This window comes from Rhizobium sp. NRK18, from assembly GCF_024385575.1.
In the GTDB taxonomy this organism is placed as follows: domain Bacteria; phylum Pseudomonadota; class Alphaproteobacteria; order Rhizobiales; family Rhizobiaceae; genus JANFMV01.
The window spans coordinates 1,589,578-1,614,901 of record NZ_JANFMV010000001.1; the positions used below are offsets into that span (position 1 = coordinate 1,589,578).

Consider the following 25,324-nt stretch of genomic DNA (forward strand, 5'->3'; position numbering starts at 1 on the left):
CCTTGTCCACGGTTGTTTTCACGAGGGCATTGATTGAATTGAAACAAAAATTCCATTCTTGATATTCACGGAATGGATGCTTGATTTTTTGTGGTGAAGACGTAGTGTGCGCGGGCCCGGAAGGCGTTCGGGTGTTCTGGGAGGAGACGGGTCGCCGGTGGGCGGCGCATTCGGCGGCGATGGGCCGCCTGGAAATTTTTCACCGACTTCAGTCATTCGAGGATCGTGTTTCGCTTGCCTACGGGGCGAACGAATGCAGGCCGGAATGGAGCTGGCGGGGCGCCTGAGTGCGACGCCGGCCATGCCGCCAAAATGCCTGAAGGCGAGGCCATCATCTGACAGGTTACGACCGGGCACGAGGCGTGCCCTTCAATCTTATGGAGAATAAAGACATGATCAGGTTCGGAGTGCTCGGCGCGGGCCGTATCGGCAAGGTGCATGCCGCAACGATCGCGGCAAACCCGAAGGCAAAGCTCGTCTATATCGCCGATGCGTTTCCGGCGTCTGCCGAGGCGCTGGCCGCCCAGACGGGTGCTGAGGTAAAAAGCGTCGAGGAGATCATTGCGGCGAGCGATGTCGACGCGATCCTGATCGCCACGCCGACGCCGAGCCACGCCGATCTGATCGAGGCGGGTGCCAAGGCCGGCAAGGCGGTGCTCTGCGAAAAGCCGGTGTCGATGTCGGTCGAGCGGATCGACCAGTGCCTCGAGGTGGTCGCCAAGACGAACACGACGCTGATGATCGGCTTCAACCGCCGCTTCGACCCGAATTTCGCTAGCGTCGAGGCCCGTCTTCGCCGCGGCGATGTCGGCGCGATCGAGATCGTCACCATCACCAGCCGCGATCCGTCGCCGCCGCCGGCCGAATACGTCAAGTCGTCGGGCGGCCTGTTCCGCGACATGATGATCCACGACTTCGACATGGCCCGTTTCCTGATGGGCGAGGAATTCGTCGTCGTCAACGCGCTCGGCTCGGCTCTCGTCGACAAGGCGATCGGTGCGGAAGGCGATGTGGATACCGCCGCCGTGCAGATGCAGACGGCGTCCGGCCGCATCGCCGTCATCACCAATTCGCGCCGCGCTACCTATGGCTACGACCAACGCATCGAAGTGCACGGGGCCGGCGGCATGCTGGCGGCCAAGAACATCCAGAACACCAGCGTCGAGATGTCGAATGCCGACGGTGTGAAGGGCGATCCGGTGCAGCACTTCTTCCTGGAGCGCTACGCCCAGGCCTATGCCAACGAGATCAACACCTTCATCGAGGCGATCGACGCCGGCAACAAGAGCCCGCGTCCGTCCGGCTTCGACGGCCTGCAGGCGCAGAAGCTCGCCGAAGCGGCGACGCTCTCCTGGCAGACCGGCAAGCCGGTCGAACTGGCCTGATAGGGCCGAAGTCTGATTGACGAAAAAGGGCGGTCCCGGGGTCTCCGGGGCCGCCCTCTTCGTTTGCACGGAATGCCTAGAACTTCGGACGACCGAACTTCCAGTCGGGAAGGTGACGCTGCATCTCGGCTTCGTCGTTGCGTTCGCCGTAGCCGTTGTCGAGATAGTTCTGGTGCAGGCGCTTCAGCTCGCTGCGGTCGAGCGTGACGCCGAGGCCGGGGCCGTCCGGTATGGCGAGCGAACCCTTCTCGAACTTGAGCTTTCCGCCCTCGATCACCTCGTCGATTGCCCAGGGATAATGGGTGTCGCAGTCATAGGTGAGGTTCGGCGTGGCGGCGGCGAGATGGGTCATGGCGGCGAGCGAGATGCCGAGATGCGAGTTGGAATGCATCGACAGGCCGATGCCCCAGACGTCGCAGATGTTGGCGAGATGGCGGCTTGCCATCAGGCCGCCCCAGTAATGGTGGTCGGAGAGGATGACGCGCACCGCATCCTTGGCGATTGCCGGCGGAATGTGGGCGGTTTCGACGACGCACATGTTGGTGGCGAGCGGAATGTCGGTGGCCGCCTGCACGACGGACATGGCGGGAATGCCGAGCGTCGGGTCTTCCAGATACTCGATCAGGCCGGTCAGCCGCGGCAGCAGCTTCAGCGTCGTATGGACGTGCCAGCCGCCGTTCGGATCGATCCTCAAGGGGGCCTTGGGGAAGGCTTCGCGCAGCGCTTCGAGTGCGGCAATCTCCTCCTCGGCCTCGAAGACGCCGGCCTTCAGCTTGATCGCCTCGAAGCCGTATTCGCCGATCATCTTGCGGGCCTGTTCGAGCATGCCCTTCGGGTCGAGCGCCGCACCCCATTCGTCGTCCTTCGTCTCGTCGATGTGGTGGCCGAACTTGTAGAAGAGGTAGGCGGAGAAGGGGACGCGTTCGCGCACCGGGCCGCCGAGCAGGTCGCAGACGCGCCGGCCGGTCGATTTGCCAAGCGCATCCCAGAGCGCAACCTCGACCGCGCCGACGACACGCGGCAGCACGGCTTCCTTCTCGACATAGCCGCGCATGGAGGTGGTGACGGCCTTGCGGGCGCGCGCCCACAGGCCGTTGATGTTGGTGATGTCCATGCCGACCAGCATGGGCGCGAGCTCCTTCAGCCCGTCGAGCACGGGCTTGGTGCCGTAGGATTCGCCTAGCCCGATAACGCCGTCCTCGGTCTCTACCTCGATGATCGAGCGGAGCGCGAAGGGCTGGTGGCAGCCGGCATTGTTCAAGAGCGGCGGATCGTAGAACGCGATGGGAGTGACGCGCAGTTCGGCAATACGGGTATCAGACACGGTTGGCCTCAATGTAGTCCAGGTTGTAATCATGCCCCAGTCCGGGCGTGTTGCGGCAATGGACGTAACCGTCCTGGTCCATCTCATCGTCGATGCGATTCTGATAGGCCGACGGTTTGTCGTAATCGAGGAACGGGTGCAACAGCCCGCGCTCGTAGTAGCTGGTGTTCGGGATCGCCGCGGCGACGGCGAGATTGCCGGCGCCGGTACCATGGACCTCGCAGGACATGTGGAAGCTTTCGGCGAGATGGGCGGTCTTCATCGCCGGGCCGATGCCGCCGACGTCCCACACACCGGTGCGCAGCATGTCGCAGGCGCCCTTGGCCGCCCATTCCGCGCGGGTCCAGTGCTTGCCGGTCATGGATTCTGGGCCGAGGATGTTGAGCTTCGGCGTGCGGGCCGTCAGCCATTGGTAGGAGGACAGCGAGGCCTCCTCCATCATTTCCTCGATCCAGTAGAAGTCGAGCTCCTCGAGCTTGCGGCAGAGCCAGAGGGCGTCGGCGCGCGAATACCAGTGGTTGGGGTCGAGCATCAGCGGAATGTCCGGGCCGACAGCCTCGCGCACGGCGGCGCAGGCGGCATAATCCATGCGCACGTTCGGGGCGCCGGGGATCGGCGGCATCCAGGTGTGCAGCTTGACGGCCTTGTAGCCGCGGGTCTTGACCAGCCATTCGGCATAGCGGCCGTAATCTTCCGGCGTCGCCAATCCGTTTTCCAGGTCGTCACCGCACATGGTCGAGCCATAGGCGAGGATCTTGTCGCGGTAGCCGCCGAGAAGTTTCCAGACCGGCTGGCCGCTCGCCTTGCCGGCGAGGTCCCAGAGCGCCAGTTCCACGGCGCAGAGCGTGCGGTCGGTCAGCTTCATCGACGAGCCGCGCTGCCATTTGTAGAGCGCCTGCCAAAGTTTCTCGATGCGCAGGGGATCTTCGCCAACGAGGACCGGCCGGACGAATTTCTCGATCAGCTGTTCCTCGATGTCGCCGTAGCTGGTGACGATATCGCCGGTGGAGCCGTCGTCGGTCGTGATCGTCAGAAGCGCCGACTGCGTTTCCCGTTCGGGGCCGGGGTGGGTGTGGCCGTCGGTGTCCTTCACCTTGTTGGTGATGTAGCGGAACTTCGTCGTCGTGATGGTCTCGATCTTCATGATCCGTCCCTGTGTCATGGGCGGCCGGCAAGAAAGCCGGCGGCGCGGTGAAGTGCAGCGGTGGCTGCCGGCAGCAGTCTTCCGCGGTTGATGAAGCCGTGCGTCACGCCCGGCTCTATGTGAAGGCTTGTTTCCACGCCGGCCCGCCGAAGCGCGTCGGCCATCCGTTCGCTGTCCGAGCAAAGCACGTCGCATTCGGCGGCGATCAGCAGGGCGGGCGGCAGGCCGGCAAGGTCGGCGAGGAGAGGCGTGATCAAAGGCTCGCGGTCACGCTCGCCTTGCGGATCGTAGAGCGAGAAGAGATGCTGCATGCGCTCGCGCGTCAGGCCCGGGCCAGCCGCGAAACGCTCATAGCTCGGGGTCGAGAAGTCGGCGCCGAACACCCCATAGAACAGCAGCAATTTGGCGAGGCCCTGTTGCTTTTCGGCGAGTGCCGTTGCCATCGCCAGATTGGCGCCGGCCGAGGTTCCGCCGACAGCGATCCTGTCGGTGTCGAGACCCAGGGCAGGGCCTTCGCGCCTCAGCCATGCCAGTGCCGCGCGGCAATCGTCCAGCCCGGCGGGAAAGGGATGTGCCGGGGCCAGCCGATAGGAGATGCTGAGGACACTCCAGCCGCTTTCGGCCGCAAGTTCGCGGGCGGCGCGCTCGTTCAGCGCAATGGAGCCGCCCGACCAGCCGCCGCCATGGATGTAAAGGAGGACCGGTGTGCGGCCCTCGCGGCTGCGGTAGAGGCGGGCCGCTTGTGCTTGACCCGCAGCGCCTTCGAAGGTCAGGTCGCGGATGTCGGCCACATGGCGGGCACCTTCGGCCCAGAAGGTGGCGGCCGCCATGTCGCCGAGCGGAGACAGGCGCGCGTCTTCTGCCAGAACCTCAGCCATTCCCGGCGCGAAGTCCATCGTCTCCGCGCGCCGCCGCCCTATGATCACCTATGCCTCCTCGCGGTAGCGATGCCGCTGGCGGGTGCCGCGCAGCGCCGGGTCGGCGATCGGCACGGAGGAGAGCAGGGCCTTGGTATAGGGGTGCTGCGGATCGGTGATGATCTGCTCGGTCTCGCCGATCTCGACGATGCGGCCGTGATACATGACCGCCACACGGTCGCAGAAATAGCGGATCACCGCCATATCGTGGCTGATGAAGATGAAGCTCAGGCCCATTTCCGCCTGCAGCCGCAGAAGCAGGTCGAGAACCTGGGTGCGGATCGAGACGTCGAGCGCCGATGTCGGCTCGTCGGCGATCACCAGCTTCGGTTCCAGTGCGATGGCGCGGGCCACGACGATGCGCTGGCGCTGGCCGCCGGAGAAGGCATGCGGATAGCGCTCCATCATGTCCGGCGACAGGCCGACCTCCCGCAGGAGCTTGGCGACGCGGTCCTCCAGTTCGGAGCCGTTGGAGATGCCATTGATAATAAGCGGCTCGGCGATGATCTGCTTGACCGTCATGCGCGGATTGAGCGAGGCGAACGGATCTTGGAAGATCATCCGGACCTGCTGGCGATACTCCTTCAGCGCCTTGGTCGGCCGTTTGGCGATGTCGGCGCCCTGATAGTCGATGACGCCATCGGTCGGGTCGTAGACGCGGGCGATGCAGCGGCCGACGGTCGTCTTGCCGGAGCCGCTTTCGCCGACGATGCCGAGCGCTTCGCCCTGCTTCAGCTCAAACGAGATGCCGTCGACCGCCTTGGTGACTTCGGTAACGCGCTGGAGAAAGCCCTCACGCTTTTCGAAATGCAGCTTCAGCTGGTCGACCTTGAGGATGGGCTGCGCGTTCGGGGCAGGGCGGACCTTCTCGGTTGCCGGTTCCTCCAGCCGTTTGACGGCGCCGAGGAGTTTTTGCGTGTAGGGATGGCGCGGCGCGCTGAAGATCTGGTGGACGTCGCCGCGCTCGACGACGTAGCCTTTCTCCATGACCACGACCTCGTCGGCGATCTCGGCCACCACGCCCATGTCGTGGGTGATGAACATGATGGCCATGCCGAGTTCGCGCTGCAGGTTGCGCATCAGGTCGAGAATTTCCGCCTGTGTCGTCACGTCGAGCGCCGTCGTCGGTTCGTCGGCGATCAGCACGTCCGGACGGCAGGAGAGCGCCATGGCGATCATGGCGCGCTGGCGCATGCCGCCGGAATATTCGAAGGCGTATTTGTCGAGCGCCTTGTCGGGGTTGGGGATTTCCACCTGCGCCAGAAGCTCGGCCGCCATCTTGCGAGCTTCCTGCTTGGAGACGTCGCGGTGCAGGCGGATCGCCTCGATGATCTGGTTGCCGATCGTATGCACCGGCGACAGCGAGCTCATCGGCTCCTGGAAGATCATGCCGATGCGGCCGCCGCGGATCGCCCGGATTTCCTTGCCGCGCGGATCGAGCGCCGAGATGTCACGCTCGTTGTCACCGTCCGGATTGAACAGGATGCGGCCGCCATTGATGACGCCCGGGCGCGGGACCATGTTGAGGATCGTGCGGGCGGTCACCGATTTGCCGGAGCCGCTTTCGCCGACGATGCAGGTGGTTTTGCCGCGATGGAGCTCGAAGCTGACGCCGTGCAGGACGTCGTAGAGCCCTTTGCGCATGTTGAAGCCGACGGTCAGATTGTCGACGGTGATTACGGGTTTCGTCATGTCCATTCCTCGTCTCAATGGCCGTAGGGGTCGGCGGCATCGCGCATGCCATCGCCGAGGAAGTTGAATGCCAGAACCGCAAGCACCACGAAGCCGCCGGGGATGAACAACCAGGGCGCCTGAGTCACCGAGCGGAGATTTTGTGCTTCCTTCAGCAGCACGCCCCAGCTGATAGCCGGCGGCTGCAGGCCGAGGCCGAGAAAGGAGAGGCTGGTTTCGGCCAGAATCATTAGCGGGATCGCCAGTGTCAGCGAGGCGATGATGTGCGAGGTCAGCGACGGCAGCATGTGGCGGTAGATGATACGAGCCTCCGACGCGCCGTCGAGGCGGGCAGCGATGACGAAGTCATCATGCTTCATCGCCAGGAAGCGGCCGCGCACCACGCGTCCGAGTTCCGTCCAGCCGACGAGGCTGACGATCAGGGTGATGACGAAATACTGCTGGTAGATCGGCCAGGAGGCGGGCAGTGCGGCCGCCAGCGCCAGCCAGATCGGAATGGTCGGAAGGCTCAGCACGAATTCGATCAAGCGCTGGATGACCGCATCGACGCGGCCGCCGTAATAGCCCGAGATGCCGCCGAGCGTGATGCCGAGGAAAAGGCTGATGGCGACGCCGATGAGGCCGATCGACATCGAGATGCGCGTGCCGTAGACGACGCGGCTGAACATGTCACGACCGAGACGGTCGGCACCGAAGAAGTAGAAGCGGTCGCGCGGGTTCTCGCTCGCAAACAGATGCGTCTTCATCGGGAAGATGCCCCAGAGCTCGTAGGCCGGACCTTCGCCGAACAGGCGCAGATAGATCTTCGTGTCGGAGCGCTCATAGGTCACCTGGAGGGAGACCGGGTCGCGGTTGCGCTTCATCTCGTAGACATAGGGCCTGAAGTGCATGCCGTCCTCGGCATGGTCGATGAAGTGGATCGCCTGCGGCGGCTGGAAGACGGCGCGGCGGTTCTGGTCGGTCGGGTCGTCGGGGGCTATGACCTCGGCAAAGAGGGCGACCAGATAGAAGAGGACGATGACCCAGAAGCCGACGACGGCCAGCTTGTGGCGCTTGAAGGCCCAATAGGTCAGCTGCCACTGCGAGGCAATCGCGACCTTGTCATTGCCGCTGCCGCTCTCGAGGCTTGCATTCACGGAATCAGTCATATTTCACCCTCGGGTCGAGCAGCACGAGCAGGATGTCGGAGATCAGCATGCCGACGACCGTCAGCGATGAGAGCAGCAGCACGAAGGCGCCGGCGAGATACATGTCCTGCGACAGCAAAGCCTGCAGCATCAGCGGGCCGGCGGTCGGCAGGCTCAAGACGATGGCGGTGACGACAGCGCCGGAGACGAGGTTGGGCAGCACCCAGCCGATCGTCGAGACGAAGGGGTTCAATGCTACGCGAACCGGATATTTCATGATCAGCCAGAATTCGGACATGCCCTTGGCGCGGGCGGTGTCGACATAGGGCCTGTTCAATTCGTCGAGCAGATTGGCGCGCATGATGCGGATCAGGCTGGCGGTGGCACCGGTGCCGAGCACGACCACGGGCAGCCACAGATGCTTCAAAAGGTCGATGAACCGGCCCCAGGACCAGGGGGCGTTGACGTATTCGTTCGAAAACAGCCCGCCGACATCGGAGCCGAAATAGACGACGCCGATATACATGAGCACCAGCGCCAGCAGGAAGTTCGGCGTCGCCAGGCCCAGAAAGCCCAGCGTCGAGGCGACGTAGTCGCCGATCGAATACTTGCGGACGGCCGAATAGATGCCGATCGGCAGGGATATGGCCCAGGAAAACAGAAGGGTGGCAAACGACAGGATCAGCGTCAGCGCCATGCGCTCCCAGATGAGCTCCGAGACCGGCTGGCGCCATTCGAACGACATGCCGAAGTCGCCATGCAGCAGGTTGGCGATCCACTTGAAGTACTGGACGTAGATCGGCTGGTCGAGGCCGAAGCGCTCGCGCAGATTGTCGATCGCGGACTGGTCGAGTATCTCGTTGGATTCAGCAAGCTTGGCGATATAGGTGGTCAGGTAGTCGCCGGGCGGTGCCTGGATCAGCAGGAAGGATACCACGGAGACCGCAAAGAGAAACGGGATCATCCAGAGGAGCCGTTTGAGAATATAGCGCCAGAGCATGGCTAAGAGCCGTCCGTTCGGTTCGTTTCAGGTCTTTCGGATGGAGTGCCGGCCCCGGTTGGGGAGGGCCGGCACTCTCGGGCGCGTCTTTACTTCTTGTAGAAGTAGGTCTGCGGAAGCGTCGGAGCCGGATCCGGATACATCCACGAGGACGGGATCTTGTCCGGAACGTTCATCAGCTTGTTGTTGACCACACCGAAGGTGCTGGTTGCCGAGGAGATCGAGAACATTTCGAACTGGTCGGCGGCGATCTGCAGGATCTTCTTGAAGATTTCCTCCTGCTTGGCCGGGTCGGCGGCGCCCTTGAACTCGTCATAGAGCTTCAGGCGTTCCTTGTTCGATGCGTCCGGTTCCTCGCCTTCCTTGCCGCCGGTCAGGTACCAGCGCACCCACGGGATCGCCTGCCAGGAGCCCTGCGGATGGATCGGGAAGTAGTCGCGCGGATCGAAATAGGCATCGAGACCGCCCGGAGACTGCCAGACCATGAAGTCGTAGTCATTGGCTTCGCCGCGCGAATAGTAGATCGAGCGCTCGACCGAGGTGGCGTTCAGTTCGACGCCGATCTTCTGCCACTGCTCCTTCATGATTTCGAGCGCATCGCCCCAGTCGGGCTGCTCGATACCGGTGTAGTTGACGTTGAAGGTGAACCGCTTGCCGTCCGGGCGCAGGCGGTAGCCCTGGGCGTCCTTCTTGTCGAGGCCGGCGGCGTCGAGCAGCTCGTTGGCCTTGTCGGGGTCGTATTCGGTGAACTGGTGCGACAGCTGCTCGTTGTAGAGCGGGCTCTGCTCCAGCGGACCGATCTGCCATGGCTGGCCGACGCCCTGATAGACGATGTCGATGATCTCCTCACGATCGATGCCGAGCGACAGGGCGATGCGGACATTCTTGTCGTTCAGCAGCTTGCGCATCACCGGATCCTTGTGTGTCAGGTTCAGGTGAATCGTCATCGTGCTCGAGCTGGACGGGGTTGCTTCATAGAAGTGGAAGCCACCCTTTTCCATGGCCTGTGCGAGCACCGGCTTGTTGGCGAGCGTATCGATCTTGCGGCGCTGCATGTCGACATGACCGGCAACGGCTTCGAGCAGGAGCGCCTGGTTGTCGGGAGCGACACCCATGGTGACTTCGTCGGTGTAGGGTAGCTGGTTGCCCTTGTCGTCGACCTGCCAGAAATAGGGGTTGCGGGTCATGACCACGCGGGTCGTGCCGGCGGTGTAGGCCTGGTCCGTCATGATCCACGGATCAAGCGTCGGACGGGCAGGGTTGCCCCAGCGGGCCGGCGATTCCAGTTCGCCGCACTTCAGCTTGAACAGCGACGGCCAGTCCTCGACGCCGGGGGTCTCCTTGACCATCTTGTCGACGTCCGGATTGTACTTTGGCACGAACTGCTTGCAGTAGTGCTTGGCCCAGAAGACGGGTTCCTGGGCGAGTGGGGTGGCCAGAAGCTGCAGGAACAGGCCATAGGGGCCGGCAAACTTGAACTTGACGGTGTAGTCGTCGATCTTTTCCGCCTGCATGCGCTTGTTGTCGACGACATAGTTCGACGGCGCGGACGGATAGAATTCCTCGTTGTTCAGGAGATCGTCGACGAAGAACATGACGTCGTCGGCGGTGAAGGGTTCGCCATCCGACCACTTCATGCCCTTGCGCAGATGGAATGTGAACTCGGTTGCGTCGGCATTGGCCTCCCAGCTCTCCGCGACGTTCGGTTCAATTCCGGACCAGTCGGCCTTCCAGCGCGTCAGGCCCTGGGGGCCGACGATGCGCAGGATGGAGTTGTGGTCGTTCGAGCCGCCGAGCATGCGGCGCAGCGTGCCGCCATAGGTGCCGGTCTCGTTGAGCGGCGTTATGACGTCCGGTTTTTCCGGCAGTCGCTGGTCGACGGGAGGCAGTTTGCCTGCCTTCACCTGTTCCTCGAGCATGGGAGCGTCCTGGTAGGCCCAGGCACTCAGCGGGGTCAGCATCAGCGCGACAGCGGCTGACGCCATCAGCGGCCGGCGCATCCTGCACCAAATGTTGTTCATGATTCCTCCTCTAAGGCGCGGCGATTGGACGTGCCGCATCTGGCAAGCTGGCATCATAGAGGCCATGTTGTCAAACAAATTTCAAATGATGTATGACATGTTGCGTCGCATCTTAACCAGTGCGAGTATCCGCCTGCCTGACGATTTCGATAGGGACGGGCCGGAAGACGGGAGGAAATGCATGCGGATTGACTGTGTCCTGGAGCCTTGCAGCATTGTGGGCGAGGGACCTTTCTGGGATGTCGGACAGCAATGCCTTTGGTGGGTCGACATCCCTGCCGGCAAGGTTCATCGCTTTGATCCGGCTCATGGGGAAAACCGTTCGCGCGACTTCGGCGAAGTTGCCGGATGTCTTGCTGCGACGGCTGACGGCAAACTGGTGGTCGCCGGGCGGAACGGCATTTTCCGCTTCGATTTCGAGACCGGCGAGAAGACGCTGATCGTCGACCCCGAGCCCGATTTGCCGAAGAATCGCTTCAATGACGGCGCGACCGACTGCAAGGGGCGGTTCTGGGCGGGGACCATGCGCGAGGGCGGCGGGCCGGTGCCGGAGGGCACCATTTACCGGCTTGATCCGGACGGCACCTGCACGGCCTGGTTCAGCGAGATATTCACCCCCAACGGGCTGGCGTTTTCCGCCGACGGGAAGCGGATGTATTTCTCCGATTCCAACCCTGCCGTGCGCACCATCTGGGTCTGCGATTACGACAGCGAGACCGGAACGCCGTCCAATCGGCGGGTTTTCTTCGATACACGCGCGGTCGAGGGCCGGCCGGATGGCGGTACGGTGGATGCCGAGGGCTGTTACTGGATGGCGGGCGTCGGCGGCTGGCAGCTGGTGCGCTACACGCCGGACGGCACGATCGACCGGATCATCGACATGCCGGCGGAACGGCCGACGAAGATCATGTTCGGCGGGCCCGACCTCGATACACTCTATGTGACCAGTTTCGGCATCGAGAAGACGCCGGGGACTGAAGACCGGCAGCCATGCGCCGGCGGCCTTTTCGCCATAACCGGACTTGGTGTCCGGGGCGTAGCTCAAACCCCATTTGCAGGATAACGATTATGAAGATTACCGCTCTGCGTTCGTTCATGAGTTGCGACCGGGATCGGCCGCGCGTGCTGGTCGCCATCGACACCGACGAGGGTATCACCGGCTGGGGCGAGTGCTACAATCACGGTCCCGACCGGGCTTTGCCGCCGCTTCTCGACTACCTCTATCTGCAGATTGAGGGCCAGGATCCGAGACGGATCGAAGCCCTTGTCCTGAAGCTCATGCAGCAGAGCCGTTTTCCCCCGGGCGCTCTCGGCCTTGCGGCGATCTCGGCCATCGACCACGCGCTCTGGGATATTTCCGCAAAGGCGCTGAACGTGCCGGTCTACATGCTGCTCGGCGGCAATGTGCGCGATCGGGTGCGTGTCTATCAGGGCGTCTACACAGCGCCGGAACCCGAGCGCATCCGCGACCATTGCATCGAGATGCGCGAGAGCTACGGGCTCACCGCCTTCAAGCTGTCGCCCTACCGGATCGACATTCATGCCAACCCGTGGGGCAAGGTTCTGAGGACCACCGGCGACTGGGTCGAGAAGGTTACGGAAGCCTGCGGCGAGGATGTGGAGTTCGCCTTCGACGCCCATGCCAAGATTTACGAGTCCTGGCAGGCGGTGCAGCTTGGTGACGTGCTGGCGCAGTTCAACCCGCTGTTTTACGAGGAGCCGATCCGGCCGGAGAATTTCGAGGCGTGGGGCAGGCTCAAATCGCAGTTGAAGGTGCCTTTGGCCACGGGCGAGAGCCTGTTTTCCAAGTTCGAATTCCTGCGTCTGCTGCAGGTCTCGGGCGCCGACATCATCCAGCCGGACATCTGCGTCATCGGCGGGCTTCTCGAGATGCGCAAGATCGCGGCGATGGCCGAGGCCCATTATGTCAGCGTCGCGCCGCACAATCCGATGGGGCCGCTGGCGACGGCCGTCAACCTGCATTTCGCCGCCTCGCAGCCGAACTTCAAGATCCTCGAATATCGCCTGCCGGTCGGCGCCGCCTATCACAGCGACGGCATGAGCGGCGACGAGCGGGTCGGCTATGTCGTCGATCCCTATGTGCCGAAGGACGGCTACCTGGAGCTCAGGCCCGATCGGCCCGGCTGGGGCGTGGAGATCGACGAGGAGTATCTGAAAACCGACCGCTACGTGCATTGGGAGCGCAAGCTGCCGATCCGCCCCGACGGTTCGACCGCACATTGCTGAGGGTGAGGCATGGCCGAGGCGCAGGAGACGTTGCGTAGCCGGATTGCGGCGCTGATCGGATGGCGGGATGGCGTGGCAGCCACCGGCCGGGCGATCGAGACCGTAGCCATGACGGGTGGTGGCAGCCGGCAATCGGTCGTTCTGTCGGTCGATGGCCGCGACGTTCCCGGCATCCTGCTTCTGCCCGAGCGCCTGCCTTGCCCGGCGATCCTTTACTGCCACGCCCATGGTGGCAACTACGAGCAGGGGGCGGACGAGCTTCTGACCGGCGCACCGTATCTTGCCGGACCCTATGCGGAGGATCTCCTCCAGCTCGGCTTTGCTGTCCTGTCCGTCGACACGCCGGGCTTCGGATCGCGGCGGGGCGAGGGAAGCGAAAGCGCCATGGCCAAGGCGGCGCTCTGGCGCGGCGACAGCCTGTTTAGCGAGATGCTGAAGTGCCAGGCGGCGGCGCTCGGCTATCTGGCGGCGCGGCCGGAGGTCGACGGGCAAAGGATTGCGGCGCTCGGCATATCGATGGGCGGAGCGCTGGCATCCTGGCTGGGCGCACTGGACAGCCGGATTTCAGCCGTTGCCGATCTCTGCATGCTTGCCGACATCCAGGAGCTGATCGCGCTTGGCGTTCATGACCGGCACGGCATCTATCTCACCGTGCCTGGCCTGCTTGCCTTGGCTGATATGGGCGATGTCGCCGGACTGATTGCGCCGCGCCCGCAGTTCGTCGGTCACAAACGGGGCGATCATCTGACGCCGCCGTCCGCCCGGGATGCGGCTCTGGCGAAACTCAAGGCGGCCTATCAGGCGGCAGGCGCCGAGAGCGCGCTCGACTGCTTTCTCGGCGATGGCGATGGCCACAAGGAAAGCCCGGCCATGCGGCAGGCGGCGCTCGCATTTTTGAAGCGGCGGGCGGCGGCACAGTGAACGGCTTGCTGCCGACCGAGTGGCTTTTGTCTGAACGGCGGCGACGACCTGTTTGCTTAATTTATCATACAAGTATAGCGTATATGTATGAATATAAACTGGAGTCGGAGAGGCACCAGGTCGCGTCAAAAAGGATTTTCTTGACAAAGCCTTGCCGAGGGCCTTCGGAGAAGGGGCAGTTGAAGAGATGCCGGGGAGAAAGAAGACCGTGGAAGGGTTTGCGAAGTTCGCCAACAAGGGCAAGGGCACGCTTGTCTCGAAAATTGGCGAAGAGCTGAGGCGCGCCATACAGTCCGGAAAATTCTCGCCCGGCGAAAAGCTGCCGAGCGAAGTGCAACTGACCGAGACCTATGGCGTCAGCCGCACCGTGGTGCGCGAGGCGATCGCAGCCTTGCGGGCGGACGGCCTTGTCGTAGCAAGACAGGGGGCCGGCGTCTTCGTTCTGGAATCCTCGTCCGTGCCATTTTTCCCGCAACAGCGCATCGACCAGGCGCGCGTCTCCTCGATGATCGAGCTTCTGGAACTGCGCACGGCCGTCGAGGTCGAGGCGGCAGGTCTTGCCGCCCAGCGCCGGTCTCCCGCGCAGGAAGACCGCATCTTCAGCTGTCACGCCGCTGTGGTCGCCTGCATCGAGGCGCAACGGCCAACCTCGGAAGAAGACTTCGCCTTCCACCTGGCGATCGCGAGCGCCACGAACAATCCGCGCTTCCCGGAATTCCTGTCGCGGCTCGGCACGCAGATCATTCCGCGCGCCGCACTGCAGACCGAGAGCGGCGATGCGCAGGACATGAGTTATGCCAAGCGGATCTGCGCCGAGCACGAGGCGATCGTGGTGGCGATTTCCAACGGCGACGAGGAGGGCGCGCGCGAGGCGATGCGCCGGCACCTGAAAGGCAGCCAGGCCCGCTACCGCGCCCTGTTGCGCTCTGATGCGCTCTCGGGTGCCGCGCGGACGCTGTCGTCCTGATTTTTCTCGATAGGGAATGATGTCGGGCGGCCCACGGGCCGCCCTTTTCCGTTCAGAGTGCCGCGCCGTGTTCGGCGATCATCTTCGTCAGGCTGCCATCGGCCGGGAAGAGCGGGATCAGGCAGGCCTGCAGCGCATGATAGATGTCGTCGCGGGTCGGGAAGAGTTCGGCTTCCGGCTTCATGTCTTCCGACAATTGCTGGTGCCAGCCGCCATTCTCGCGATCGACGAAGTGGCGGGCGATGGTGTCCCAGATCTTGCGGTAGCTCTCCTCGTGGAAGTCGCCGAATGCGTGCTCGTTGAGGAAATGCGCAGCACCTGCGCCTTCGGCCATCGGCCACCAGAGCTTGAAGGCGCGGGAGACTGCATTGTCCCAGCCGATGGTGTAGACGAAGCCACCGCGGTCACGGTCCCAGCCGAGCGCCATGGACTGGAAGAACAGCGCCTTTGCGGCTTCCGGCATCCAGTCGTGCTTTCTGCCGCCGAGTGTCCAGAGCTGCAGGACGAGGCGGGCCCATTCGAGCCAGTGGCCGGGCGTCGAGCCGGACGGGCGGAACATCTGGTCGCCGTCGTAATCCTGGTCGACGGTCCAGTCCGCGTCGAAATGCTCGGGAACGCGGAAGCTGAGTTCGGCAGCCTTGCGGTTGATGATCAGGTCGGCGATGCGCTCGGCCTTGGCGAGATAGTCGCGCTCGCCGGTCACCTCGAAGGCCGCCATCAGGGCCTCCGTCAGGTGCATGTTGCAGTTCTGGCCGCGATAGGTGCCGCCGTCCTTGGCCGACCAGTCGCGTTCGAATTCCTCGGCGATGGCGCCGTGGGCGTCTTCCCAGAAGCGGTTGTTGATGACGGCGGTGATATCAGCCAGCAACTCGTCGGCCAGCGGATGGCCGACGGCCTTGGCGGATGAGGCGGCCAGCAGCACGAAGGCGTGGCCGTAGCCCTGCTTGGAGGCGTCGACCGGTCCATTGTCATCGACCCGCCAGAAATAACCGCCGTGTTCGGTGTCGCGGTGGCGGTTCCAGAGGAAGGTCATGCCGTGGTCGACGATGTCCCAGGCGCCGGGGCGGCCGAGCAGATGGGCGATCGCGAAGCAATGGATCATCCGGCAGGTGACGTGGATGCCGCGTACCGGATTATCCGCTTTCGGCACGCTGCCGTCGAGGTTTAGCTCGAAGAAGCCACCCTTGGGATTGATGATCGCGCCTTCGAAGAAGTTGAACAGGTTGTCGGCCTGGCCCATCAGCCAGCGGCGGTGATAGGGGCGGTCTTTCCACTTTTCCGGATTGGCTTCCGCAATTTGACCCATCGTCTTCTCCCGTTATGCTGGCGTCATCAAATCGGTCCACCATCTATCGCTTTTGCCCGCCGATGTCACCGTTGCGGCACCCTTGTCGTTGATCAAGTTTTGCGATGGACATGTTGACATAAAGATATCTTTATGTGATCTGCAGTGCTTATGCATGCACACGAGGAGAATGCCCATGTTCGATGATCTCTTTGGCCCCGAGGGAGAAAAGCGCGACGGCAGGGAGATCGCCGCGGCCCTGAAGAAGGCCGCCAGCGAGCGCATCCTGATCCTCGACGGCGCCATGGGCACGCAGATCCAGGGGCTCGGCTTCGACGAGGACCATTTCCGCGGCGATCGCTTCATCGGCTGTGAGTGCCATCAGCAGGGCAACAACGACCTCTTGATCCTCAGCCAGCCGAAGGCGATCGAGGAAGTGCATTACCGCTATGCGATGGCGGGCGCTGACATCCTGGAAACCAATACCTTCTCCTCGACGGTGATCGCCCAGGCCGACTATGCGATGGAAGACATCGTCTACGACCTCAACCGCGATGGCGCCCGGCTTGCCCGCCGCGCGGCGATCCGCGCCGAGAAGCAGGACGGCAAGCGCCGTTTCGTCGCCGGTGCCGTCGGGCCGACGAACCGCACCGCGTCGATCTCGCCGGACGTCAACAATCCCGGCTACCGCGCCGTCACCTTCGACGGCCTGCGCCAGGCCTACGGGCAGCAGATCGTCGGACTGATTGACGGCGGCGCGGATATCATTCTCATCGAGACCATCTTCGACACGCTGAACGCCAAGGCGGCGATCTTTGCGGCGGAAGAGGCATTTGCCGAGAAGGGCATCCGTCTGCCGGTGATGATTTCCGGCACGATCACCGACCTTTCCGGCCGCACGCTGTCCGGCCAGACGCCGTCTGCCTTCTGGAATTCCGTACGCCACGCCAACCCGTTCACGATCGGCCTCAATTGTGCGCTCGGCGCGGATGCGATGCGGCCGCACCTGCAGGAGCTGTCGGGTGTGGCGGACACCTTCATCTGCGCCTATCCGAATGCCGGGTTGCCGAACGCCTTCGGCCAGTATGACGAGACGCCGGACGACATGGCCCGCCAGATCAAGGGCTTTGCCGAAGAAGGCCTCGTCAACGTCGTCGGCGGCTGCTGCGGCTCCACGCCCGAGCATATCGCTGCGATTCGGGACGCCGTCTCGACTTTCAGCCCGCGCGCCGTTCCTGAGCACAGGCCCTTCATGTCGCTTTCCGGCCTGGAGCCTTTCGTGCTGACGCCTGAAATCCCCTTCGTCAATGTGGGCGAGCGGACCAATGTCACGGGCTCGGCCAAGTTCCGCAAGCTGATCACCGCCGGCGACTACAATGTCGCACTCGATGTCGCCCGCGACCAGGTCGAGAACGGTGCCCAGATCATCGACATCAACATGGACGAAGGCCTGATCGACTCGGAAAAGGCGATGGTCGAGTTCCTCAACCTAATTGCCGCCGAGCCGGACATCGCACGCGTGCCGGTGATGATCGACAGTTCGAAATGGTCGATCATCGAGGCGGGCCTGAAATGCGTGCAGGGCAAGGCGCTGGTCAACTCCATCTCGATGAAGGAGGGCGAGGAAGCATTTCTCAAGCAGGCCGAACTCGTGCGCCGCTACGGTGCCGCGGTCGTGGTCATGGCCTTCGATGAGCAGGGGCAGGCGGATACCTACGAGCGCAAGGTCGAAATCTGCACGCGCGCCTACAAGCTCCTGACCGAGAAGGTCGGTATCGCGCCGGAAGACATCATCTTCGACCCGAACGTCTTCGCGGTGGCGACCGGCATTGAGGAACACAATGATTACGGCGTCGCCTTCATCGAGGCGGCGCGGACGATCCGCGAGACGCTGCCGCACGTGCATATTTCCGGTGGGGTGTCGAACCTCTCCTTCTCCTTCCGCGGCAACGAGCCCGTGCGCCAGGCCATGCATGCCGTGTTCCTCTATCACGCCATCCAGGCGGGCATGGACATGGGCATCGTCAATGCCGGCCAGCTGTCCGTCTACGAGACCATCGAACCGGAGCTGCGCGAGGCCTGCGAGGACGTGGTTCTCAACCGCAACCCGAACGCCACCGAGCGGATGCTGGAGATCGCCGAGCGCTATCGCGGCACCGGCACCAAGGGACCGCGCGAGCAGGATCTTTCCTGGCGCGAATGGCCGGTCGAAAAGCGGCTGGAGCACGCGCTCGTTAACGGCATCACCGAATATATCGACGCCGACACGGAGGAGGCGCGCCTTGCCGCCGAGCGCCCGCTGCATGTGATCGAGGGGCCACTGATGGCCGGCATGAACGTGGTCGGCGATCTGTTCGGCGCCGGCAAGATGTTCCTGCCGCAGGTGGTCAAATCCGCCCGCGTGATGAAGCAGGCGGTTGCCGTGCTGCTGCCCTACATGGAAGAGGAAAAGAAGGCGAATGGCGGCGACGGCCGCGAAAGCGCCGGCAAGGTTCTGATGGCGACCGTCAAGGGCGACGTCCACGACATCGGCAAGAACATCGTCGGTGTCGTGCTCGCCTGCAACAATTACGAGATCATCGATCTCGGCGTCATGGTGCCGGCCACGAAGATCCTGGAAACGGCGGTGAAGGAAAAGGTCGACATCATTGGTCTCTCCGGCCTCATCACGCCATCGCTCGACGAGATGGTGCATGTGGCTTCCGAGATGGAGAAGCAGGGCTTTGATATTCCCCTCCTCATCGGCGGTGCGACGACCAGCCGTGTCCACACTGCCGTCAAGATCCATCCGCGCTACCAGCGCAGCCAGGCCGTCTACGTCACCGATGCCAGCCGCGCCGTCAACGTCGTCTCGACGCTTCTCTCCAGGACGGCGCGCGACGGCTATGTCGAGCAGATCCGGGCCGAATACCGCAAGGTGGCGGAAGCCCACGAGCGCGCCGAACGCGAGAAGCAGCGCCTGCCGATCGCAGCCGCCCGCGCCAATGCCGTGAAGCTCGACTGGGAGGCCTACCAGCCGGTGAAGCCGAGTTTTACCGGCACAAAGGTGTTCGAGGATTATGATCTCGCCGAGCTCGCCCGCTACATCGACTGGACGCCGTTCTTCCAGACCTGGGAGTTGAAGGGGCGTTATCCGGCGATCCTGGAAGACGAGAAGCAGGGCGAGGCGGCACGCCAGCTCTTTGCCGATGCTCAAAGCATGCTCGAAAAGATCATCGCGGAAAAATGGTTCCGGCCGCGCGCGGTGATCGGCTTCTGGCCGGCCAATTCCGTCGGCGACGACATCCGCCTCTACAAGGACGATGCCCGCAAGGACGAGCTGGCCATGCTGCATACGCTGCGCCAGCAGCTGTCCAAGCGCGGCGACCGGCCGAATGTGGCGCTATCGGATTTCGTTGCGCCGGAAGCTTCCGGCAAGCCGGACTATGTCGGCGGCTTCGTGGTGACGGCGGGCATCGAGGAAGTGGCGATCGCCGAGCGTTTCGAACGAGCGAACGACGATTATTCCTCGATCCTCGTCAAGGCGCTCGCCGACCGTTTCGCCGAAGCCTTCGCCGAACGCATGCACGAGCGGGTGCGCCGCGAATTCTGGGGCTATGCCTCAGACGAAAACCTGACGAGCGACGAGCTGATCGCGGAAACCTATGGCGGCATCCGGCCCGCGCCGGGCTATCCGGCGCAGCCGGACCACACGGAAAAGACGACGCTGTTCAATCTGCTCGACGCGACTGCGGCGACCGGCGTGGAATTGACCGAGAGCTTTGCCATGTGGCCGGGCTCGTCTGTCTCCGGCCTCTATATCGGTCATCCCGACAGCTACTATTTCGGCGTCGCCAAGGTCGAGCGAGACCAGGTGCAAGACTACGCCAATCGCAAGGGCATGAGCGTGGAAGAGGCCGAACGCTGGCTGGCGCCGGTGCTGAACTACGTGCCGAGCGGGGCAGGGGCGGTCGACGACGCGGCGTAACTTACGCCGTTTGGACATGCCCCTCCCCAGCCCCTCCCCACAAGGGGGAGGGGCTTCGCCGCCACGCGCTTGTTCTCCCCCACAGACCTTAAAATCAGTTCGAGGTTTGCAGGGTGGGAATGCGTTGCCGGAGGTTAGTCCCTCCCCCTTGTGGGGAGGGGTTGGGGAGGGGAACTCGCGCTAGCGATTATTCTTCGCAAACCGATTCAACCTGTTGAGCATCCGATTCCGCTTTTTGCTCCAAGGCCCTGTTTCAGAATCCCTTTCCAGCCTCACAGCCAGATCGGGTTGGTCCAGGCGCGTTTGCCGGCGGCGTCGATCACCGTGATGCGGATCCACGGGGATCTTGCGAAGCGCTGCAGCGGGATGCTGGCCTCGCTCATCGAGTGGCCGTGGGTGGCGACGGCGGCGGTGCCGTGGCCCTGGACGATGACGGAGGCGACGGCGGTCGACTGGACGGTGACGGCGGACGCCGACAGGGACACGCCGCGAATTTCCGGGCCCTGGCTCGAATAAAAGTCGCCGCGCTTCAGGGCTTCGAGCAGAAGCTCCGGCGTGTTGGCCTCGGACTTGACCATCACCCAGCCGCCGAAATGGTCCGGCTCGTTGAAGTGCGCATCATCGGTGGCAATCAGTGTCAGCCGGCGGCCTTCGGAGAGCAGGAGGTCGGCGGTGTGGAAGCCGTCCGGCCGGTCGCAGCCCATGGCGCAGCCGTGATTGTAGACCTCGACGGCGTGGGCGGCGTCGATCGAGCGGGCGTCATCGAGCGTCATGCCCGACCACTGCGGATGGGCGACGGCCACGAAGGCGCCGGCGTCGCGGGCGCGCCTGGCGATCTCCGGCCCTGTTTCCTGGCCTTCGACGGGTGTGAATTCCGGCGTGTGCGACGGGGCGAAATCCTCCGGCAGGCCGACGGCGAGGATATGCCAGAGTTCGCCGTTCTGCATGGCGCCGGAATGGAGTTCGGCGCCGAGTATGGTGGTGAACGTGTTGTCGCGGAAGGGCTTCGTGTCGGCGATCGGATAGTTGAAGCGGCCGACGAAATGATCGGTCAGCGCGATGAAGTCATAGCCTTCCACCTTGTAGCGCCGGCAGACTTCTTCGGGCGCCAGAATGCCGTCCGACAGGGTGGAATGCGTGTGCAGATTGCCGCGATGGAAGCGGCCGGGGGCGGAAAAGGCGGACAACGGCATGATGAATGCTCCGGTGGCGGGGCTTGAAGGACGCCGGCCCCGCCGGGCGGCAAGCGGTGCTTTCAGACGCCGTTTGTGTTCCGATTATTCGCGGATGACAAGCAGATCCGCAGCGGCAAAATGCAGCGTCGCCATGTCGCCGATCGCCGGCGGCTTGAGGCCGGGATTGTTGAACATGTCGAAGGAAATCGCATTGCCGCCAACATCGATCTTGGTGCGGATGACGGAGCCGAGGAAGTTGGTCGAGATGACCTTGCCGGTCAGCGCCGTGTCGCCCTCGGACGAATTGAGCGAACCGGCTTCGGGACGCAGTGCCAGCGAGATCTTGTCGCCGCCGTTCATAGCGCCGAGCGATTCCGTCAGGCTGATCGTCTGGTCGCCGATGGTGATGGTGTTGGCCGCGGGATCGGCGACCTTTGCCTCGATGATGTTGAGCGTGCCGACGAAGCTCGCGACGAAGCGCGTCGCCGGCGTGTTGTAGACGTCTGACGGCGAGCCGATCTGGTCTGCGCGGCCGGCATTCATGACGACGATGCGGTCGGAGATCGACAGCGCCTCTTCCTGGTCGTGCGTGACGAAGATCGTGGTGATGCCGAGCTTTCGCTGGATGGCGCGGATTTCCTCGCGCAGCGAGACGCGGATCTTGGCGTCGAGCGCCGAGAGCGGCTCGTCAAGCAGGAGAACCTTGGGGCTTGGAGCTAGCGCGCGGGCAAGCGCCACGCGCTGCTGCTGGCCGCCGGACATCTGGTAGGGGAACCGGTCGGAGAGATGCTCGAGATGGATAAGGCCGAGCATTTCCTTCACCCGCTTCTGGATGTCGGCCTTGCTCATGCCGGCGATCTTCAGGCCGAAGGCGACGTTGTCGAAGACGGTCATGTTGGGAAACAGCGCGTAGGCCTGGAACACCATGCCGATGTTGCGCTGGTTCGGCTTCAACCGAGATTGGTCGACGCCGTTGATGGTGATCATTCCGCCTGTCGGGATTTCGAATCCGGCGACCATGCGCAGGATGGTCGTCTTGCCGCAGCCCGACGGCCCGAGAAAGGAGATGAACTCGCCTTCGTCGATCGCCATGTTGAAGTCGTGCACGACTTTGACCGGGCCGAAGCTTTTCTGGATGTTGGTGAGTTCTAGAAAAGACATTGGTTTTCAGTTCCTTCAGGCGAGGCGTGCGCTGGAGCGGGAGAGGCGCGAAACGAGCTGGATCAGGCCCATGGAGAGCCAGGTGACGGCGAATGCGATGATGGCGAGCGCCGGCGGTTCATAGGCCCGGTTGGCGCCGATCAGCTGCAGATAGGGGCCGAAGGCCGGTCGATTGAGCAGCGAGGGCAGGGTGAACTCGCCGATGACGATCGCGAACGTGATGAACGAGCCGGACAGCACGCCGCTCATGACATTCGGGAAGATGCAGCGGAACATGATCATCGGCCAAGAGGCGCCGAGGCTCTGGGCGGCTTCGGTCAGCGTGTTGACGTCGATCGCGCGCATCGCTGTGTCGACGGCGCGGTACATATAGGGCAGCGACAGCGTCATGAAGGCGAACATCAGCAGCGCATCGGTGCCGCGCGTCGTGCCGGTGAACGGGATCAGCGACGACGAATTGTAGAGCCGCAGATAGCCGAAGACGACGACGATGGCCGGGATGACCAGCGGCATGAGGCTCAGGAACTCGACGACGGGGCGGATCTGCGGCAGGCGCAGGCGTACCCAGTAGGCGGTCGGAACGACCAGCAGCATGCCGAAAAAGATCGTCAGCAGCGCCATGACGATCGAATAGGAAAAGGATTCGTGGAAGTTGACGTCCGAAAATACCGACCGGTAGGCGTCGAAGGAATATTCGCCGCGGCGCATGCGCAGCGAGAATTCGAACGTGCCGATCAATGGGACGATGAAGTAGAGCGAGCCGATGAAGACGGCAAACCAGGCGCCGATATTCTTCGCATTCATTTCTGCCACCTTTCGGCGCGCACGCGCAGCCAGATGTAGATGAGGTTCGAAATGCCGGTGATGACCACCATGCCGAAGGCCAGCGCATAGCCGAGATTGGGGTTGTGCAGCACGTCGCCGCGGATCTGGGCATAGAGCTGGATCGGCACGATGTTGAAGGTCGAGCCGGTCAGCGAGTAGGCGGTGGCGATCGCGCCGAAGGCGTTGGCGAACATCAGGAGCAGCGTGCCGAGGATGCTCGGGAACAGGATGGGCAGCGCCACGCGGGTCCAGTATTGGAAGGTGGTGGCGCCAAGGCTCTGGGCGGCCTCCTGCCATTCCTTCTTCATGCCGTCGAGGGCCGGGGTGATGATCAGCACCATCAGCGGTATCTGAAAGTACATGTAGGTGATCGTCAGGCCGGTGAAGCTAAGCAGGTTGAAGCCGTGGGCGTAGATGTTCAGCCCGACGGTTTCCTTCAGGATCAGCGTCAGAAGACCGGTGCGGCCAAGCGTGGCGAGGAAGGCGAAGGCCAGCGGCACGCCGGCGAAGTTCGATGCCACGCCGCAGAATGTCATGATCGGCGAACGGATGAATTTCGGCAGATCGCCGAGCACCACGGCCCAGGCGAGAAAGAAGCCGACGAGCCCGCCGCCGAGCGCCGAGGCGACCGATACCTTCAGCGAGATCAGATAGGAGGCGAGGATCTTGTCGGTGAACAGCCCGCGGATGTTTTCCAGCGTGAACTGGCCGTCCTGATTGAGGAACGCGCCGATCAGGAGATAGAGCGTCGGGGCGATCAGGAACATCACCGCGAAGATCATGAACGGCGCGATGCCGAGCCAATCGACGACCTTCTTCTGCACGGCGGCGGACCGGTTAGCTTGCATGGGGCGGGCGCTTTCGAAAAGTCTTCAAACAATCAAGTGCCGCGGGGAGTTTTCTCCCCGCGGCATTGTCGGTTTCAGTATTACTGAACGCTGGCGCCGACGACCGAATCCCAGTTTTCGGTGATCGTCTTCTTGTAGGCGTCCTGCTCTTCGAGCGTCGGGAAGATAGCCTTTGCATAGGCTTCTGCCGGCGGCAGCTTGTCGAGCATTTCCTGCGGGATCTTGCCAGCCTTCGCCATCGCGTTGAAGCGGATCGGGTGGCAGTAGCCCTTCAGCCAGCCGAGCTGACCTTCGTCGGAATACAGGTATTCCATCCACAGCTTGGCAGCGTTCGGGTGCGGGGCATAAGCCGAGATCGCCTGGACGTAGACGCCGGCGATGACGCCGGTTTCCGGGATGACGACGTCGATCGGCGGGTTGCCGTTCAGCGTGTCACGGTCGGCGAGCGCGTTGTAGTCCCAGCGCAGGATGATCGGGGTCGTGCCCTGTGCGAGCGGAGCCGACTTGCCGATGACCGGAACGAAGTTGCCCTTGGAGTTCAGTTCCTTGAAGAATTCGAGACCAGCGTCGCCGGCCTTGGCGACGTCGCCGCCGGCAGCCGAAAGACCAGCCGCGAAGACAGCCGAGATGGCCTGGCTCGACGTGCGCGGGTCACCGGCAAGTGCCACCATGTTGGCATATTCCGGCTTCAGCAGGTCGGCCCAGTCCTTCGGGCTTTCCGTGGCGATGTCCTTGTTCACTTCGAAGGCCATGACGCCGTAGTAGTCGCCGTACCAGTAGCCGTCGGCATCCTTGGCGGAATCCGGGATTTCGTCCCAGGTCGAGACCTTGTAGGGCTGCACGAGGCCGTCAGCCTTGGCGGACGGACCGAAGGACAGGCCGACGTCGATGACGTCCGGAGCCTGGTCGCCGGTGTTGCCCTTGTTGGCCTTGATGGCTTCGATTTCGTCGCCGGAGCCGGCGTCGGGGTTCAGTTCGTTGACTTCGATGCCGTACTTCGCCTTGAAGCCGTCGATCAGAGCGCCATAACCGCACCAGTCATGCGGCAGGGCGATGGTGGTCAGCTTGCCTTCCTTCTTGGCGGCGGCAACGAGGTCGTCCATGGAATCCGCATATGCGAAAGGTGCGGATGCCACCATGATCGCTGTCGTCAGCGACAGCATGCGGTGCAGGGTGTTGGTCACTTCTGTTTCTCCTCTTGTGAGCTACGGCCGAACGGCTTGCTCGGCGTTATTGAACTTGTGTGAATCCTGTGTGACGGTTTCCGTTGCGTGAGTTTCGTACATTGCGGACGCCGTCAGTTCTCCTGTCTCAACGT

19 protein-coding genes are annotated in these 25,324 nt (G+C 63.2%); 6 read left to right on the top strand and 13 right to left on the bottom strand.

Annotation, left to right across the window (positions count from 1 at the left end; genetic code table 11):
- Positions 1-392: 392 nt before the first annotated feature.
- Complete coding sequence (gene iolG, locus NN662_RS07320) at positions 393-1,385, top strand: inositol 2-dehydrogenase (RefSeq protein ID WP_261929636.1); 993 nt, start codon at positions 393-395, stop codon at positions 1,383-1,385.
- A 76-nt stretch (positions 1,386-1,461) separates the two neighbouring features.
- Here iolG and NN662_RS07325 read toward each other — a convergent pair whose 3' ends face one another.
- From NN662_RS07325 to NN662_RS07355, 7 genes are all read right to left on the bottom strand, one after another.
- Entirely contained in the window at positions 1,462-2,709 is a 1,248-nt protein-coding gene (locus NN662_RS07325; RefSeq protein WP_261929637.1) for an enolase C-terminal domain-like protein, read from the bottom strand.
- Positions 2,702-3,853, bottom strand: coding sequence for an enolase C-terminal domain-like protein (locus NN662_RS07330; protein WP_261929638.1), 1,152 nt, complete (start codon positions 3,851-3,853; stop codon positions 2,702-2,704). The genes NN662_RS07325 and NN662_RS07330 overlap by 8 nt, the downstream gene beginning before the upstream one ends.
- 14 nt (positions 3,854-3,867) lie before the next feature.
- Positions 3,868-4,779, bottom strand: a complete 912-nt coding sequence (locus tag NN662_RS07335; protein ID WP_261929639.1) for an alpha/beta hydrolase — start codon at positions 4,777-4,779, stop codon at positions 3,868-3,870.
- Entirely contained in the window at positions 4,780-6,468 is a 1,689-nt protein-coding gene (locus NN662_RS07340; protein ID WP_261929640.1) for an ABC transporter ATP-binding protein, read from the bottom strand.
- 8 nt (positions 6,469-6,476) lie between these two features.
- Complete coding sequence (locus NN662_RS07345) at positions 6,477-7,610, bottom strand: ABC transporter permease (RefSeq protein WP_261929641.1); 1,134 nt, start codon at positions 7,608-7,610, stop codon at positions 6,477-6,479.
- A complete protein-coding gene (locus NN662_RS07350) occupies positions 7,603-8,589 on the bottom strand; it encodes an ABC transporter permease (protein ID WP_261929642.1) in 987 nt (328 codons plus the stop codon). The genes NN662_RS07345 and NN662_RS07350 overlap by 8 nt, the downstream gene beginning before the upstream one ends.
- 89 nt (positions 8,590-8,678) lie before the next feature.
- The gene (locus NN662_RS07355) at positions 8,679-10,610 is read right to left on the bottom strand and encodes an ABC transporter substrate-binding protein (protein ID WP_261929643.1); all 1,932 of its coding nucleotides are present in this window, start codon (positions 10,608-10,610) and stop codon (positions 8,679-8,681) included.
- On the opposite strand from NN662_RS07355, the gene NN662_RS07360 reads away from it, so the two are divergent.
- From NN662_RS07360 to NN662_RS07375, 4 genes are all read left to right on the top strand, one after another.
- Complete coding sequence (locus NN662_RS07360; protein WP_261929644.1) at positions 10,600-11,673, top strand: SMP-30/gluconolactonase/LRE family protein; 1,074 nt, start codon at positions 10,600-10,602, stop codon at positions 11,671-11,673. The two genes, NN662_RS07355 and NN662_RS07360, sit on opposite strands and share 11 nt — an antisense overlap.
- Before the next feature lie 5 nt (positions 11,674-11,678).
- Complete coding sequence (locus NN662_RS07365; RefSeq protein ID WP_261929645.1) at positions 11,679-12,857, top strand: mandelate racemase/muconate lactonizing enzyme family protein; 1,179 nt, start codon at positions 11,679-11,681, stop codon at positions 12,855-12,857.
- Between the two features lie 9 nt (positions 12,858-12,866).
- Positions 12,867-13,778, top strand: a complete 912-nt coding sequence (locus tag NN662_RS07370) for an alpha/beta hydrolase (RefSeq protein WP_261929646.1) — start codon at positions 12,867-12,869, stop codon at positions 13,776-13,778.
- 187 nt (positions 13,779-13,965) lie between these two features.
- Complete coding sequence (locus tag NN662_RS07375; protein WP_410010914.1) at positions 13,966-14,745, top strand: FadR/GntR family transcriptional regulator; 780 nt, start codon at positions 13,966-13,968, stop codon at positions 14,743-14,745.
- Between the two features lie 52 nt (positions 14,746-14,797).
- Here the strand turns inward: NN662_RS07375 and NN662_RS07380 are convergent, their stop codons facing one another.
- Positions 14,798-16,051 carry an AGE family epimerase/isomerase gene (locus NN662_RS07380; protein ID WP_261929648.1) on the bottom strand — a complete coding sequence of 418 codons (1,254 nt, stop codon included), beginning with the start codon at positions 16,049-16,051 and terminating at the stop codon, positions 14,798-14,800.
- Between the two features lie 175 nt (positions 16,052-16,226).
- On the opposite strand from NN662_RS07380, the gene metH reads away from it, so the two are divergent.
- Positions 16,227-19,997, top strand: coding sequence for a methionine synthase (metH, locus tag NN662_RS07385; RefSeq protein ID WP_261929649.1), 3,771 nt, complete (start codon positions 16,227-16,229; stop codon positions 19,995-19,997).
- Between the two features lie 272 nt (positions 19,998-20,269).
- Here metH and NN662_RS07390 read toward each other — a convergent pair whose 3' ends face one another.
- The 5 genes from NN662_RS07390 to NN662_RS07410 form a co-directional block, all read right to left on the bottom strand.
- The gene (locus NN662_RS07390) at positions 20,270-21,190 is read right to left on the bottom strand and encodes a PHP domain-containing protein (RefSeq protein WP_261929650.1); all 921 of its coding nucleotides are present in this window, start codon (positions 21,188-21,190) and stop codon (positions 20,270-20,272) included.
- An 84-nt stretch (positions 21,191-21,274) separates the two neighbouring features.
- Positions 21,275-22,333 (bottom strand): ABC transporter ATP-binding protein, encoded by a 1,059-nt coding sequence (locus NN662_RS07395; RefSeq protein WP_261929651.1) that lies wholly within the window; start codon positions 22,331-22,333, stop codon positions 21,275-21,277.
- A 15-nt stretch (positions 22,334-22,348) separates the two neighbouring features.
- Entirely contained in the window at positions 22,349-23,137 is a 789-nt protein-coding gene (locus NN662_RS07400) for an ABC transporter permease (protein ID WP_261929652.1), read from the bottom strand.
- Positions 23,134-24,006 (bottom strand): ABC transporter permease, encoded by an 873-nt coding sequence (locus NN662_RS07405; RefSeq protein WP_261929653.1) that lies wholly within the window; start codon positions 24,004-24,006, stop codon positions 23,134-23,136. The genes NN662_RS07400 and NN662_RS07405 overlap by 4 nt, the downstream gene beginning before the upstream one ends.
- Before the next feature lie 80 nt (positions 24,007-24,086).
- On the bottom strand, positions 24,087-25,169 hold the full coding sequence (locus NN662_RS07410) for an ABC transporter substrate-binding protein (protein WP_410010967.1): 1,083 nt from the start codon (positions 25,167-25,169) through the stop codon (positions 24,087-24,089).
- Positions 25,170-25,324 lie beyond the last annotated feature (155 nt).

Coding starts and splice junctions, on each gene's coding strand:
- NN662_RS07355 (WP_261929643.1), bottom strand. CDS start 10,610: ATGAACAACATTTGGTGCAGGATGCGCCGGCCGCTGATGGCGTCAGCC.
- NN662_RS07395 (WP_261929651.1), bottom strand. CDS start 22,333: ATGTCTTTTCTAGAACTCACCAACATCCAGAAAAGCTTCGGCCCGGTC.
- NN662_RS07360 (WP_261929644.1), top strand. CDS start 10,600: ATGTTGTTCATGATTCCTCCTCTAAGGCGCGGCGATTGGACGTGCCGC.
- NN662_RS07410 (WP_410010967.1), bottom strand. CDS start 25,169: ATGCTGTCGCTGACGACAGCGATCATGGTGGCATCCGCACCTTTCGCA.
- NN662_RS07350 (WP_261929642.1), bottom strand. CDS start 8,589: ATGCTCTGGCGCTATATTCTCAAACGGCTCCTCTGGATGATCCCGTTT.
- NN662_RS07375 (WP_410010914.1), top strand. CDS start 13,966: ATGCCGGGGAGAAAGAAGACCGTGGAAGGGTTTGCGAAGTTCGCCAAC.
- NN662_RS07345 (WP_261929641.1), bottom strand. CDS start 7,610: ATGACTGATTCCGTGAATGCAAGCCTCGAGAGCGGCAGCGGCAATGAC.
- NN662_RS07340 (WP_261929640.1), bottom strand. CDS start 6,468: ATGGACATGACGAAACCCGTAATCACCGTCGACAATCTGACCGTCGGC.
- NN662_RS07390 (WP_261929650.1), bottom strand. CDS start 21,190: ATGCCGTTGTCCGCCTTTTCCGCCCCCGGCCGCTTCCATCGCGGCAAT.
- metH (WP_261929649.1), top strand. CDS start 16,227: ATGTTCGATGATCTCTTTGGCCCCGAGGGAGAAAAGCGCGACGGCAGG.
- NN662_RS07370 (WP_261929646.1), top strand. CDS start 12,867: ATGGCCGAGGCGCAGGAGACGTTGCGTAGCCGGATTGCGGCGCTGATC.
- NN662_RS07380 (WP_261929648.1), bottom strand. CDS start 16,051: ATGGGTCAAATTGCGGAAGCCAATCCGGAAAAGTGGAAAGACCGCCCC.
- iolG (WP_261929636.1), top strand. CDS start 393: ATGATCAGGTTCGGAGTGCTCGGCGCGGGCCGTATCGGCAAGGTGCAT.
- NN662_RS07330 (WP_261929638.1), bottom strand. CDS start 3,853: ATGAAGATCGAGACCATCACGACGACGAAGTTCCGCTACATCACCAAC.
- NN662_RS07365 (WP_261929645.1), top strand. CDS start 11,679: ATGAAGATTACCGCTCTGCGTTCGTTCATGAGTTGCGACCGGGATCGG.
- NN662_RS07405 (WP_261929653.1), bottom strand. CDS start 24,006: ATGCAAGCTAACCGGTCCGCCGCCGTGCAGAAGAAGGTCGTCGATTGG.
- NN662_RS07400 (WP_261929652.1), bottom strand. CDS start 23,137: ATGAATGCGAAGAATATCGGCGCCTGGTTTGCCGTCTTCATCGGCTCG.